Origin of the sequence: Vibrio sp. 10N.222.52.C3 (assembly GCF_041474195.1) — a bacterium.
Lineage (GTDB): Bacteria > Pseudomonadota > Gammaproteobacteria > Enterobacterales > Vibrionaceae > Vibrio > Vibrio crassostreae_C.
Map to the genome: position 1 here is coordinate 12,062 of NZ_JBFRTQ010000101.1, position 13,706 is coordinate 25,767.

The window sequence follows — 13,706 nt, forward strand, 5'->3', positions numbered from 1 at the left end:
CGTTGTATTGTTATGTGAATGACGCATAATGAGGGTTACTGGTACACGATTTTTAAGATTTTATTGGTAATCTCATGAATATTGAACACCTCAAATTGTTTGTTCGTTTAGCTTCCACACATAACATCAGCATGGCTGGGCAAGAGCTTGGTTTGTCTCCTGCTGTTGCAAGCTCGCACATCAGTAAACTGGAAGACAATTTAGGCGTTCGCTTGGTCCACCGAACCACTCGTAAGGTCTCTTTAACCGAAGAGGGGGAAGCATTCTTACCTCATGCTGAAGAAGTGTTATCGAGCGTGGATGCTGCCAAATCGGCGGTCGGTGTGGGTTGTGATTCTCCAACCGGAACGTTGCGAGTTACCGCATCTGCGTCTTTTGGACGTTTGCATCTTGTTCCTGCCTTACCTGGATTCTTAGAGCGCTACTCTGGGTTAAAAGTCGATCTCAGGCTATCAGATTCGATGGTGGATGTTGTTGAGGGTGGCTTTGATATCGCGATTCGTATCTCGGAGCTGAAAGACTCGACACTGATTGCCCGAAAACTTGCGACAGACAAGCGTATTGTGTGTGCATCGCCTGATTACTTAATCAAATATGGTAAGCCAGCCAAACCTCGAGATCTTAACGATCATCAATGTATTAGCTTAATTGGTTTAGAAAACTGGACCTTCAATACTGAAAGCGGGCCTAAGACGATTAAGGCATCTGGGTCGTTCAGGGCAGATAACGGGGAAGCACTGCGTGACGCAGCCTCAGGTGGTATGGGGATCACGGTGACATCGAATTGGTGTGCCTATGAACAACTGAAAAGCGGTCAGCTGGTTCAAATATTAGAAGATTACCCATTAACATCAGAGCCTGCAATTTGGGCTGTGTACCCAAGCACAAGGTTACTTGCACCAAAGGTGAGAGCCTTCATTGACTACTTCTCTGAATATTATGGTAATCCGCCGTATTGGGAGAAAACATAGAGACAAACGTTATTAAAGCGCTGACATGGTGAGCGTTTTTAAATGTGTTGTTTCGTTGAGATAAAGAATAGCAACCTTTTGTGAAGTTGATAATCAACCGGATTAATAAAACACTATTTAGTTTTTGTTGAAAATAGAGGTGTGAATAAAGTCTCAGGCTGAGCGGAATAGTAGACAATAAAAAAGCTTAGCGTGGGGAGCGCTAAGCTTTGTCATTATTTATGTTCAGGAGCGGATGGTTTTGCTAGAAGAACTAACCGACTTGAGAAAAGTTCACCACAGTGCTTTCAAGATTCTCTTTTAAGTAGCTAGAAACTGCATGCTGCTCTGTTTCACTTAAGTACAGGCCAAGCTTGGTTCTGCGCCACAAGATGTCTTCGTCAGTCATCGCCATCTCTTCATTAATCAAGTAATCGATCTCAGCTTGGTAAACACCGTGTGCTTCGCTTGAGAATTGGGTACCAAGATCAGCTTCGCTATTTGCGCCTTCCAATAGTTTCCATGTGTAAGTACCAAATTGAGTCACGTAGCGAAGTAATAACGCTTCAGATGCCCAAGGGTATTTCGTGTGGATCATCTTCGCAAGCTGCTCTCTGCTGCAACTAAAGTTACCGCCTGGAAGCGTGTCGTTCGCTGTCCATGGTGCGCCCATGTTGGTTAGGTGTGGCTCAAGCTTATTAAGTGCCGCTTCGCCGAGCTTACGATAAGTGGTCAACTTGCCACCGAAGATCGAAAGCAGTGGTGCTTGATCAAGCTCTGCGTCCAATTCCAATGTGTAGTCTCGAGTGATCGCTTGTGGTGAATCTGATTCGTCGTCACAAAGTGGTCTTACGCCACTGTATGTCCAAACCACGTCTTCACGGCCAAGCTGTTTAACAAAGTGCTGGTTAACTATATCAATCAAGTAATCCACTTCAACATCATCAATTGCGACGTTACGAGGGTCGCCTTTGTATTCAAGGTCGGTAGTGCCGATGATCGAGAACTTATCTAGGTAAGGGATCATGAATACAATACGATTGTCTTTGTTTTGCAGAATATACGCTTGTGGTTCGTCGTGAATGCGTGGCACAACAATGTGCGAGCCTTTGATCAGACGAATATTACGAGGCGAAGCCTGCTCTAATCCATCATCAAAGAACTGCTTAACCCAAGGGCCAGCCGCGTTAACCAGCGCTTTCGCTTTACGTTCAAAACGTTGGTTTGTCATCACATCAAGAATCGTTACATGCCAAATGTCGCCTTCGCGGTGCGCTTTTTCAACTCGGCAGTAGTTGCGTACTTCTGCGTTGTTTTCTTTCGCCGCCAACACGTTGAGCAATACCATACGAGCATCATCAACCCAGCAATCTGAGTATTCGAAGCCTGTCTTCATTTCTGGTTTCAGTAGCCCTGATTTTGCTAGGTTGACTGTCTTACTTCCAGGAAGAGTGGTGCGCTTACCCAAGTTATCGTAAAGGAATAGGCCACAGCGAATCATCCAAGCTGGGCGTAAAAATGGTCGATGAGGTAAACGGAAACGCATTGGCTGAGCAACGTGAGGCGCTTTTCTTAACAAGACTTCACGTTCAGCGAGTGCTTCCGAAACCAAACGAAATTCGTAATGTTCAAGGTAGCGTAGGCCACCGTGGATAAGCTTTGAGCTAGCAGAAGACGTCGCAGACGCGAAATCATTTGCTTCGTATAAGCCAACGTTTAGACCACGACCTGCTGCATCTGCCGCGATGCCTGCACCATTGATGCCGCCGCCAATCACGATCAAGTCTAAAGTGGAAGATGTACTGTTGTTTGAATTATTTTGTTGAGCACTCATGGTTTTGACCTCTTTCTGAGCGAACGAGCATTTTAGAACATAATTGAATCGTATATTAACTTTCGTTTGCGGTCATTTATTATTTTCGTTTATGCGCGTTTTATGTGATTTGCGCATAAAAAAACCTTCGCTTATGACAGCGAAGGTTCCAAATAACTCTCATTCGAGCATAGAAGTGATACTGTTCATGTTCAAGTGCGACTTTCTAAGTAACAAAAAAGCCCATTATCGATAAAGTGATCTATCAATAATGGGCTCTTTTAATGAACATGATTTCTGAGCGTTTTTTTATTCGTCCGACGCTAGTGGTTGAGACGCGGTCTCGATAACTTCTAATGGAATATCTGAATCTTTAAGGATGTTCAGGATCTCTTCTGGTGGCTGTTTATTGGTGAACACCATGTGTGCTTGAGAGATGTTACCCAGCTTAACCATTGCGTTACGACCAAACTTACTGTGGTCGACTGCCAGGAAGATGCTGCGACTGTTCTCGATGATGGCTTGTTTCACACGAACTTCGTGATAATCAAAATCGAGCAGTGAGCCATCAAAGTCGATGCCACTGATGCCCAAGATACCGAAGTCGAGGCGGAACTGTTTCACGAAATCTAGTGTTGCTTCGCCCACGATACCGCCATCACGGTTTCTCACTTCGCCACCGGCCAAGATAACCTTTATCTCTGGGTTCGGCAGAAGGATGCTCGCAACGTTAATGTTGTTGGTGACAACTCTTAACTGTTTGTGGTTTTTGTTGAGCGCGCGGGCAACCGATTCTGGTGTGGTACCGATATCAACAAACAAAGTCGCGCCATCTGGGATGTGTTTAACCAGTTCATCGGCGATCACGTCTTTTTCGTTGAAGTTAAGCGCTTTACGCGTGTTGTACGAGGTGTTTTCCGAGCTTAAAGGAATGGTTGCACCACCATGATAGCGACGAATTTTGTTGCTATCGGCAAGTTCATTGAGGTCTCGTCTGATGGTTTGTGGGCTGACATCGAACTTTTCAACGAGCTCTTCGGTACTCACATATCCTTGTGTTTTTACCAGATCTACAATCTGCTGGTGTCTTGGTATCTGCTTCACTTAACTTACCACTCCCTGCGCGCAAAGGGCTCTAGCGCGTCAAAATCGAAAATATAAACTCACGCTATTGTGCTCGAATTGATGAAAAGAGAGAAGTAATGATAGTAAGGAATTATGTCCAAACCGCAAAAACGTTGATCAAAACATGAAAAATTGGCTCCAAACGCAAAAAAGAGCACAAAATAGTGCTCTTTTTAGTTTCGTTTACTGAGGAACGAACAATTCAATCGATAAGAGAGTGATTATTCGAACGCTCGATTTTACTCTTCGTCGTCATCGTGCAGCTCAGACCAAACTTGTGCACACTTGATAGCACGCTTCCAACCTTTGTAACGGCGGTTACGCTTTTCTTCATCGTGGTGTGGCAAGAACGTACGGTCTAGTACTGCTTTGTCTTGAAGCTCATCGATGCTGTCCCAGAAACCAACTGCTAGACCAGCAAGGTATGCTGCACCCAGAGCCGTTACTTCAGTTACTTCAGGACGGTGAACTTCTGTATCTAGTACGTCTGATTGGAATTGCATTAGGAAGTTGTTCGCTACTGCACCACCATCAACACGTAGGTTTGCTAGCTTGATGCCAGAGTCCGCTTGCATCGCATCCAATACGTCACGCGTTTGGTAAGCAATACCTTCCAACGTTGCACGGATGATGTGGTTAGAGTTAACACCACGAGTTAGGCCGACAATCGTACCGCGAGCGTAAGCATCCCAGTATGGTGCGCCTAAACCAGTAAACGCAGGGACTACGTAAACGCCGTTTGAAGAATCTACTTTCGTTGCGAAGTACTCAGAATCTTCTGCGCCAGCCAGTAGCTTCATTTCATCACGTAGCCATTGGATTGATGCGCCACCCATGAATACTGCACCTTCAAGTGCGTATGCAGGCTCACCTTTAGGACCACATGCTAGCGTTGTTAGTAGGCCGTTCTTTGATGTTACTTTCTCTTGGCCTGTGTTCATTAGAAGGAAACAACCTGTGCCGTAAGTGTTCTTAGCTTGGCCTGCTTCTACACACATTTGACCGTAAAGTGCAGCTTGTTGGTCACCCGCAATACCCGCGATTGGGATACGAGTACCGCCTTTACCCCCAAGGTTCGTTTGACCGTAAACCTCAGAAGAGCGCTTCACTTCAGGCATCATGATTGCTGGAATGCCCATTTCATCAAGTAGCTTCTGATCCCAGCATAGGTCGTTGATGTTGAACAACATAGTACGTGACGCGTTGGTGTAATCCGTAACGTGTACACGTCCTTGAGTCATTTTCCAAACCAACCAAGTATCAACTGTACCGAACAGTAATTTGCCAGCTTCAGCGTCTTCGCGAGCGCCTTCAACGTTGTCTAGAATCCATTTTACTTTGGTACCTGAGAAATACGGGTCAAGGACTAAGCCTGTATTGTCACGTACGTAGTCTTCTAGGCCACGCGCTTTAAGGTCTTCACAGATATCTGCTGTACGGCGACACTGCCATACGATTGCGTTATAAACAGGCTTGCCTGTCTCTTTGTTCCAAACAATGGTGGTTTCACGTTGGTTCGTGATACCAATGCCCGCTAGCTCATCGCTGCGGATGCCTGCTTTAGCAAGAGCTTCAATCAATGTAGAGCTTTGAGTCGCCCAGATTTCCATTGGATCATGCTCAACCCAACCCGCTTTCGGGTAAATCTGAGTGAATTCTCGTTGAGAAGAACTAACGATGTTTGCATCGTGATCGAGGATTACAGCGCGAGAACTTGTGGTGCCTTGGTCTAGGGCAACAATGTATTTTTGCTCGGTCATGGTAAGAATCCTTTTTCTTTCGTTATTTATATTTTAGTAAATGTAAGGTCGCTTAGGGATTAAGCTTGAGCTTGTTCAGCTTCTTCTTCTGTTTCACATTGGTTTGGAATTGTGCAGCCTTGGCCTTCTACTGGTAGGTAAGCACCGATAACACGTGGGTACAACCAACCACCAAAACACGCACCAGCAATTGGAGCAAGAATTGGAACGATGAAGTAAGGAATATCACGAGCACCGCTTAGTGCGAAATCCCAACCTGCAAAGTAAGCGAACAGTTTTGGTCCGAAGTCACGAGCAGGGTTCATTGCAAAGCCCGTCAGTGGACCTAAAGAACCACCGATAACCGCGATAAGAATACCGATCAGTAGAGGGTTCATTGCACCGCGAGACGCGCCGTTGTTCTCATCACCTAACGCTAAAATGGCAAACATCAACACTGCTGTAATCACGAATTCCACAGCAAAAGCGCCGAAGAAAGAGAGTGAAGCATGTGGGTAAGTCGAGAAGATACCAGCAGTTGATAGTGCGTCTTGGCTGCTACGAACGAAGTTATGTGCGATTTCGTAGTCAGTAAATAGGTTGCTGTACAGGCTGTAAACCAATGCTGCAGAGCAGAAAGCGCCAAGCAGTTGCGAAATGATGTAAGGCACCACTTTCGCTTTATCGAAGCCATGGAACATGGCCAGTGCAATCGTTACGGCTGGGTTGATGTGTGCGCCTGAAACGCCGGCAGTACAGTAAATTGCAATCGCAACACCGAAGCCCCAGATGATGCTGATTTCCCATTGTCCGAATGTCGCACCAGTTAATACCAGAGCGGCCACACAGCCAACGCCAAAGAATATGAGTAATCCTGTACCGATAAATTCAGCCAAGCATTGCCCAAATAAAGAAGGGTGTTTGTTTGTTGTCATGTTCGAGTCCTTTTTAGTTTTGCTTATCTAGCACGTGTATTGTGCATGTATTTGCGAACTCGAAAATAAACGAACATCAAAAGTGAGCGTTTGAGCATAAAATTGTTAATTAAAGTCACTTGAAATGTTAATCCGAACACTTTTGCTCGAAAAAGATGCTCGCATGAACGTCATTGCTCGAATTGATAGGTTGCGAAGCCGCTCAAACTACCTATATGTAAATGAATGCGCAACTGGTACGAGGAGTTTATGTTTGGATTTGTGATGCTACTTCGTGAGTGGTGGATTATTAGACTTAATTAGGGAGGGCTGTGTGATGTTTTTGCTATGTAACAAGGGAGTTAACAACTGAGCTTATATGCATAAATGAATAAACTGCCAACTATGTTGTAGTTTGGCAGTTTTCATTTGGGTGTATGTTCTTGTTATACGAGACGAACTTACCGCTCTAAACCAGAGCTGCCACTTTTCCTTTCGCAACCAATTGATATCGAACCGAGTCATACGCCCAGTTGAACGCAATCGCGTAAAGTACGAAGAAAATAACTAGGCCGATGTCCATGATCAGTACGGTTAGGAAGTCGAGTTGTAGAACCCACATCAAGACAGGTAGAGTCACTGTCATTAAGCCAAGCTCAAAACCTAATCCGTGCAGGATACGTGTTTTCGTGGTTCTTTTGCTTCGGTCTGCTCCGTAAATTTTGTCGTAGCCATAGTTATAAACGTAGTTCCAAGCCATCGCTATCAATGATATTGCGAGTGCTAAGCCTGCCATTTCACCTGCGCTGTTTCCTGTAATATAGGTTGCAAGCCCTGCCATCAAAACCAAAGCAACCAATTCAAATAGCACCATGTGCAACATGCGTTCTTTATGTGACATTTTTCTAACTCTCTTTACGATTAAATAGCCGCCGATGGGCTAAAGACTTGGCTAAATAATATCTACTTAAGTGATAATATAAAGATAGTTAGCATCACATATAGTGATAATATAAAGATAGTTAGCATCACATATAGTGATAGTAAGTTTTGGGAGACACCGAATGTACAACATTGAACAACTGAAAATGTTTGTGTATGCCGTTGAATTAGGGTCATTTTCTGCCAGTGCTCGTCATTTGGGGAAGGTGCAGTCGGCGGTGAGCCAAGGCATCAGTAATCTTGAAATAGATTTTAATGTTGAGCTTTTTGATCGTTCGACTCGAAAGCCTTCACTAACCAAAGCGGGCGAGCAGTTATTTAAACAGGTGAAAGCGATCGTGCTTCAGGTTGAAGATCTGAATGTGACGGTTAGTGCGATGGGCAGTGGTGAAGAGGGGCTCATCAAAATTGCATTAGATGATTCACTATTGGTCCCGAATCTATCTAAGATCCTTAGTCAGTTCAGTCAACAATTCCCTGCGACTGAAGTGGAACTGGTTGCGTGTACCACGACAGAGGTCAATCCGTTAATTATCGAAGAGAGGGCCGACATTGGATTGATGTTTACCAACTTGGCTTTTGATGTCGGTTCTGAGCCTTGCTTTATCGGTCACTTACCGTTTATTGCTGTGTGTCATCCAAGTCATGCGCTCGCAAAAACAGGTGTGGCGAAACTCACTGACTTACTCCCGCATCGTCAGTTAATGTTGAGGGGAGACAAAGGCAAGGTGATGGACCAGTTTCCGCTGATTGCCGGAAAGGTATGGTGGTCAAACAGCTTTATTGTGATCAAAGAGATGGTACTTGGCAGTGATATTGGCTAGGCATACTTACCTAGGCACCTCGTCGAAGAGGAGCTGAATAAGCAGCGTTTAGTGGAGATTAATGTCTCATTCGATCACAAAACGTGGTCGCCGCCCGTTGATCTTGTTTTGTCTAAAACACGCTCGAAAGGCCCAGCATTGCTTTGGCTTGAACAAGCATTGAAAGGCCTATTAGACGAAACGTAAGCTGGACGAGACATAAATTGGATCAAACTGAATAAAGAAAAGGCTCACCGTTTAACGTGTGAGCCTTTCTGTTCAAAGTGATACTGCTTTTGTTAGTTCTAGTTCTAGTTCTAGTTCTAGGTGTAGACGTAGATGCTATACGCTAGGTTTAACCGTCTGACCGTTGTAGTACTTGTCTTTCATCTTAAGCGCCACGTTCACTAGGTAAATCAATACTGGTACTTCAATCAGTGGACCGATAACACCTGCAAACGCTTGGTCTGAGTTGATACCGAATACTGAGATAGCCACGGCAATCGCTAGCTCGAAGTTGTTACCTGTTGCTGTAAATGCAATTGATGCGTTCTTGTCGTACTCGATGCCCATCTTTTTACCGATGAAGAAACTGATGAAGAACATCGCAGTGAAGTAGATAGTCAGTGGAACCGCAATTAATAGAACGTCCATTGGCAGTTCAACAATCATTTCACCTTTCAGGCTGAACATCAGAACGATAGTCGCCAGTAGTGCAATCAGTGTGATTGGAGAGATGCGTGGAATAAATACGTCGTTGTACCACTGCTCGCCTTTCATCGACACAAGGATCTTACGGCTTAGGAAGCCCGCTAGGAATGGGATACCTAGGTAGATAAGTACACTGTGTGCAATGTCGATCATCGAGATATCAACCAACATGCCTTCGTAACCAAATACTGGTGGAAGAACGCTGATGAACAACCACGCCATAAAGCTGTAGCTCACCACTTGGAATGCACTGTTTAGAGCAACCAATGCCGCGCCGTACTCTTTGTTACCGCCGCCGATGTCGTTCCAAACCAGAACCATCGCCACACAACGAGCAAGACCAATCAGAATCACCCCAACCATGTAACCTGGGTGGTCTCCCAAGAAAGTTAGTGCCAATACAAACATCAGAATTGGACCAACGATCCAGTTCATGATCAAAGAGAGCTTAATGGCTTTCTTATCTTTTACCACAGTGCCTAGCAGGTTGTAGTTAACCTTAGCCAGAGGTGGGTACATCATTAAGATAAGGCCAACCGCAAGCGGAATGTTAGTGGTGCCAACAGACATTGAATCGTTCCACTGTTCGATCTGTGGGAATAGGGTGCCGAGTAGTACACCAAGGCCCATGGCAATAAAAATCCACAGTGTTAAGTAGCGATCTAGAAAACCTAACTTTGGTTTCATGATAATCTCTCTTAGTTGATATCGTAAATCGTCGAAAAACGATTGGTTGTGGCAAAAAAACACGCTTAAAAGTAAAGGCTATCAAAGCCGATCATTCAAGCGTGAACTTCTATTTTAAAATGCTGTTAAATATCGATTCGAAGCGTTGAATATTGTCGCGGTCGATGCGGTAACACATCTTCGGTGGTATCGATTCAGCAGTGATGAAGCCTGAGGTTTTCAAGATTCTTAGGTGCTCTGATACTGTTGATTGAGCCAAACCTAATTCACTCACCAAGTCACTGTTCAAACAGCCGCCCGATTTTTCTAACGTTGAAAGGATACTCAATATACGTATTCTTGCTGGGTGAGCGAGTGCTTTCGCCAGTGCGGCCATTTGCTTTTCTGCTTTAGCATCACCGTGTTCGATGGGCAGAGAACAGCCACCAGATGTCGAGCAAGTTGAGTTCATATTGACGTCTCACTTTCATTAATCGTTAAAAGACGATTAATGATAAGCCTATTTTAAATAGGGGTCAATGCTCACTGTCTATTTGAACGAACTCTAAGGTGGCGATTCAGGGACTATGGTTGAACTCTGCTTTGACTCAGCTACGCAAAATGGCGTGAACATCGATTAAACGCCATTTTGCTCGGTTATCCGCTAGTTAAGAACGGTATAGCCTCGGTTGATCATACAGTTACGATTCACTTGAAACTTCTGCTGCTCAGATAGCTCGGCGGATTGTCTTTTTTGAGCACCGTGCTTTAAAGCGCCGCTGATAATACCGATGCCAGCACCAATTTTTGCACCATCATGACCACTCCCTCCAGAGACGGCTCCACCAACCGCACCCAGCGCTGCACCCTTAGCGGTTGAACCGACAATATCGCTGCCAAGAGAATCGACCTCTTCAGGCTTCACTTGTTGAGCGTATTGCTCACATTCATACAGATCGGCGTGATACTGTGTTTCATCAACACCTTTAGTATCGACAATGATTTGATTAGCAAATACTGAACTTGATGCTACAAGCAATATCGCTGCGATTGGAGAGAATGGAAATTTCACAATATAGACCTCTAGAGTATTCATTGCATTGTTAAAGTGACGTGTAGTTCTCGATGAAATCAAGGCGACGATCGGTGTACTCACCAGAATCCAACATCTTAGATAACCCGCGAAGCGTGTTGTAAGGCTGAGAAACGGCCACCATGTTAATGAGCCAATACGGAATATCGCCACCTGGATCACTCAATACTCGATAAGAGATATGGGTGGTGTTTTCGTCGATTGGTGTCAGGATCCAACTCGCCTCTAATTCAGCCACTCTGATGATTTTTTTATTATTGTTTGGCAGGTAATCAGGCCTACCATGCTGATCAATGGTGACAACCATCGTCTCTGGATCTTGAGTGATGACGTTCTCTACGATAGCTTCACGATCGGCAACTGGCCAAGGTGCCTTGGTATAGGTTTTGGTGATCGTGTGCGCCGCACTAAAATGCTCTATTTCTTCCATGTCATCGATGTTTTCTACCCATTGCGTGCCAACAGAGGTATCGATAAAGAGTGCGATAATAGAAGTGAGGGACGCGTTGATGTCGCCTTCTGCTCGAAATTCTTTAAAGTGACTGCCTTCAATTTTACGGTTATAAACCTCGATGCCTTTTTTATCGCGTGCCAGTGACCAGCCATCGGTGTCTGATGCAAACACCGAAACTGAACAAGCAAGAAGAAGCAAAGTAATAATCTTATTCATCATGTTAATGAGCGCCCTTTCCAGCTGATTTTATTGGTTTTAGATAAGCGGTAACTGTTCAGCACGAGTAGGCTTTGAACACAAATACCGAAGGGTACGGTTAACGCAAATTTTGCGGGAACAAACAGTTCCTTAACCAAAATGAAGTAGGTGACGATCGACACCAAGAGCATCACAGAGCTGACAATGAGCGAATAAGCATGAATGGCAGAAATGTCACTGATGAAGGCGTTCGCCGATACCAGCATCAAAAGCGGTCCCGCCCATGCGATGATGTTGGCTTTGATGAAGACTTTTAAAGCTTGTGCTTGCGATTGACAATTCACAATAAGATTCATGTTTTTGGAAAAGCCAGCCCAGATTGAGTTGAAGTCTGAATACATGTGCGTACTCATTAGTTTGTCTGCAAATGCCCAGAAAATCTTAAATCCATTGACCTTCATGACTTTTGCAAAGGCGATGTCTTCCGATATCGCGTTTGCTACTGCGGCGTGTCCACCGACTGCGTCGTAGGATTTTCGGGTAAACAACATCGCCTGACCGTTAGCAATCGCTTCTTCCTTAGTCATGTCGTTCGAGTTTTTAAAGTTCATATAAGATGCGATCGACAGAAAGATGCCCGGCAAGGTCGCTTTTTCTGCCACAGACGCAAAAGTTTGTTTTGGATTAAACGATAAGAGATCAGTTTTTTGTTGGATAGCAAAGTCGATAACGCTCTGTAGCATCTCGGGTGCTGAATCGGTATCTGCATCAATGAAATACACATATTCACCGCTCGCGTTGAGTGCGCCAGCCATACATGCATTGCTCTTACCAAGCCATCCGGTCGGTAACGTTCTACCTGAAATACAGCGCGCGTTAACGTCGAACTTACTGATCAATGCTTCTACTTTTGCACGGGTTGAGTCAGTAGAAAAGTCATCAACAACAATGACTTCAAACTTGTCTTTTGGGTAGCTCTGCTTCAATAGAGAGCCAAGGCTGATTTCAATATTGTCTTCTTCATTTCGCGCAGGAATAATGACGGAAACAGTCGGCCACTCAGTTCTTTTGAACGATATTTTAGGTTCAATGTGAATACGATGGCGCTCTAAGTTCGCAAGTGTGATTAGAAACTTGACGGTAACGATGCAAAGCAAGGTCGTAATAATAGCTAAAATCATAATGACTGTGGTCGGAATAAAGTGATGGAGAGACAGGAAAGAATATAGTGGAGTGTGACCTAACGCACATCTTGTATGTAGGACTTAACCCTTCAAACTGGAATGCGCTTCTGTTAGCGTTTGCCTTGGAAAGATGTGAAACAGTGACTGACAGGCGGTAAAATAAGCATTGTATTCACCAGCGACTCTAGCGATATAATCGAACCCAGAACCGTTACTCAAGATAACGAATGATCATAATCCAATAATAGGTACGCCCGACATGCCCCAACAAAACATCAAATTTATCGCGACTGATATGGATGGCACCTTACTCGATGAGCATGGAAAGCTCGACCCTGAGTTTTTCAATCTTTATGAGCGCTTAGAAGCGCAAGATATTATTTTTGCTGCCGCGTCTGGCCGCCAGTATTACAGCTTGCTAGAAACATTTTCCCCGCTTAAAGATCGCATGATGTTTATTGCTGAAAACGGCACATTAGTGATGCACAAAGGCCAAGAACTTTACAGCTGCTTGCTTGATACCGATGCCATTAAAGAGATCATTAAAGAAGCTCGAGCTATTGAAGGCGCGCATGTGGTGCTATGCGGTAAGAAATCGGCATACATCGAAACCAAAGATGAGCGTGCTCTGGCGGAGATCTCTAAGTACTACCATCGCCGTGAGCAAGTAGAAGACTTACTGGCGGTAGAAGACGATTTCATCAAGGTGGCTATCTGTCACTTCGACGGTTCACAAGAGAAAGTGAACCCAACTATTGATGCCAAATTCGGTGAGAATTACCAAGTGGTTGTGAGCGCAAAAATTTGGTTGGATGTGATGAACGCTGAAGCGTCAAAAGGTGCGGCGATTAAACATCTACAGAACACATTAGGTTTCACTTACGAGCAGACCATGAGCTTTGGTGATTACCTAAATGACTTGGAAATGCTTAAAGAGAGCTACCACTCTTACGCGATGGAAAATGCACATCCAAAGCTGAAAGAGATTGCTCGTTTTGGCGCGCCAAGTAACGTTGATGCAGGTGTATTCCAAGTGCTTAAGAAGCTGCTAGCGTAACGCTCTTAAGCTCCAACCGATTTTTATGAAAGCCAACTCGTGAACATGAGTTGGCTT

The 13,706-nt window shown here is 44.6% G+C and carries 12 protein-coding genes and 1 pseudogene; 3 read left to right on the forward strand and 10 right to left on the reverse strand.

Going from position 1 to position 13,706, the window contains the following annotated elements:
* Positions 1–74 precede the first annotated feature (74 nt).
* A complete protein-coding gene (locus tag AB4517_RS15950; protein ID WP_017069708.1) occupies positions 75–971 on the forward strand; it encodes a LysR family transcriptional regulator in 897 nt (298 codons plus the stop codon).
* Positions 972–1,224: 253 nt separating this feature from the next.
* Here AB4517_RS15950 and glpD read toward each other — a convergent pair whose 3' ends face one another.
* From glpD to AB4517_RS15975, 5 genes are all read right to left on the reverse strand, one after another.
* On the reverse strand, positions 1,225–2,784 hold the full coding sequence (glpD, locus tag AB4517_RS15955; protein WP_372148677.1) for a glycerol-3-phosphate dehydrogenase: 1,560 nt from the start codon (positions 2,782–2,784) through the stop codon (positions 1,225–1,227).
* 288 nt (positions 2,785–3,072) lie between these two features.
* Positions 3,073–3,867 carry a DeoR/GlpR family transcriptional regulator gene (locus AB4517_RS15960; RefSeq protein ID WP_061032073.1) on the reverse strand — a complete coding sequence of 265 codons (795 nt, stop codon included), beginning with the start codon at positions 3,865–3,867 and terminating at the stop codon, positions 3,073–3,075.
* A gap of 260 nt (positions 3,868–4,127) precedes the next feature.
* Positions 4,128–5,648: a glycerol kinase GlpK gene (gene glpK, locus AB4517_RS15965; protein ID WP_372148680.1), complete on the reverse strand. Its 1,521-nt coding sequence runs from the start codon at positions 5,646–5,648 to the stop codon at positions 4,128–4,130.
* A 59-nt stretch (positions 5,649–5,707) separates the two neighbouring features.
* Positions 5,708–6,562: an MIP/aquaporin family protein gene (locus AB4517_RS15970; RefSeq protein WP_004732234.1), complete on the reverse strand. Its 855-nt coding sequence runs from the start codon at positions 6,560–6,562 to the stop codon at positions 5,708–5,710.
* A 448-nt stretch (positions 6,563–7,010) separates the two neighbouring features.
* On the reverse strand, positions 7,011–7,442 hold the full coding sequence (locus tag AB4517_RS15975; RefSeq protein ID WP_372148682.1) for a PACE efflux transporter: 432 nt from the start codon (positions 7,440–7,442) through the stop codon (positions 7,011–7,013).
* A gap of 163 nt (positions 7,443–7,605) precedes the next feature.
* On the opposite strand from AB4517_RS15975, the pseudogene AB4517_RS15980 reads away from it, so the two are divergent.
* Positions 7,606–8,493: pseudogene (locus tag AB4517_RS15980) on the forward strand (LysR family transcriptional regulator).
* 135 nt (positions 8,494–8,628) lie between these two features.
* Here the strand turns inward: AB4517_RS15980 and arsB are convergent.
* The 5 genes from arsB to AB4517_RS16005 form a co-directional block, all read right to left on the reverse strand.
* Positions 8,629–9,684: an ACR3 family arsenite efflux transporter gene (arsB, locus tag AB4517_RS15985; RefSeq protein ID WP_102320692.1), complete on the reverse strand. Its 1,056-nt coding sequence runs from the start codon at positions 9,682–9,684 to the stop codon at positions 8,629–8,631.
* A 109-nt stretch (positions 9,685–9,793) separates the two neighbouring features.
* On the reverse strand, positions 9,794–10,135 hold the full coding sequence (locus AB4517_RS15990) for an ArsR/SmtB family transcription factor (RefSeq protein WP_372148685.1): 342 nt from the start codon (positions 10,133–10,135) through the stop codon (positions 9,794–9,796).
* A gap of 192 nt (positions 10,136–10,327) precedes the next feature.
* Positions 10,328–10,735 (reverse strand): glycine zipper family protein, encoded by a 408-nt coding sequence (locus tag AB4517_RS15995; protein ID WP_029235181.1) that lies wholly within the window; start codon positions 10,733–10,735, stop codon positions 10,328–10,330.
* 31 nt (positions 10,736–10,766) lie between these two features.
* Positions 10,767–11,429, reverse strand: coding sequence for an START domain-containing protein (locus AB4517_RS16000; protein WP_065583761.1), 663 nt, complete (start codon positions 11,427–11,429; stop codon positions 10,767–10,769).
* The gene (locus AB4517_RS16005) at positions 11,426–12,589 is read right to left on the reverse strand and encodes a glycosyltransferase family 2 protein (protein WP_136973634.1); all 1,164 of its coding nucleotides are present in this window, start codon (positions 12,587–12,589) and stop codon (positions 11,426–11,428) included. Before AB4517_RS16005 ends, AB4517_RS16000 begins: the two co-directional genes overlap by 4 nt.
* 262 nt (positions 12,590–12,851) lie before the next feature.
* Between AB4517_RS16005 and AB4517_RS16010 the strand changes: the two genes are divergently transcribed.
* The gene (locus AB4517_RS16010; protein ID WP_372148687.1) at positions 12,852–13,649 is read left to right on the forward strand and encodes a Cof-type HAD-IIB family hydrolase; all 798 of its coding nucleotides are present in this window, start codon (positions 12,852–12,854) and stop codon (positions 13,647–13,649) included.
* Positions 13,650–13,706 lie beyond the last annotated feature (57 nt).

Bases quoted from the DNA above. Each gene is read 5' to 3' on its own strand.
- AB4517_RS15975 (WP_372148682.1), bottom strand. From the start codon at position 7,442: ATGTCACATAAAGAACGCATGTTGCACATGGTGCTATTTGAATTGGTT.
- arsB (WP_102320692.1), bottom strand. From the start codon at position 9,684: ATGAAACCAAAGTTAGGTTTTCTAGATCGCTACTTAACACTGTGGATT.
- AB4517_RS16000 (WP_065583761.1), bottom strand. From the start codon at position 11,429: ATGATGAATAAGATTATTACTTTGCTTCTTCTTGCTTGTTCAGTTTCG.
- AB4517_RS15950 (WP_017069708.1), top strand. From the start codon at position 75: ATGAATATTGAACACCTCAAATTGTTTGTTCGTTTAGCTTCCACACAT.
- AB4517_RS15990 (WP_372148685.1), bottom strand. From the start codon at position 10,135: ATGAACTCAACTTGCTCGACATCTGGTGGCTGTTCTCTGCCCATCGAA.
- AB4517_RS16005 (WP_136973634.1), bottom strand. From the start codon at position 12,589: ATGATTTTAGCTATTATTACGACCTTGCTTTGCATCGTTACCGTCAAG.
- glpD (WP_372148677.1), bottom strand. From the start codon at position 2,784: ATGAGTGCTCAACAAAATAATTCAAACAACAGTACATCTTCCACTTTA.
- AB4517_RS16010 (WP_372148687.1), top strand. From the start codon at position 12,852: ATGCCCCAACAAAACATCAAATTTATCGCGACTGATATGGATGGCACC.
- glpK (WP_372148680.1), bottom strand. From the start codon at position 5,648: ATGACCGAGCAAAAATACATTGTTGCCCTAGACCAAGGCACCACAAGT.
- AB4517_RS15970 (WP_004732234.1), bottom strand. From the start codon at position 6,562: ATGACAACAAACAAACACCCTTCTTTATTTGGGCAATGCTTGGCTGAA.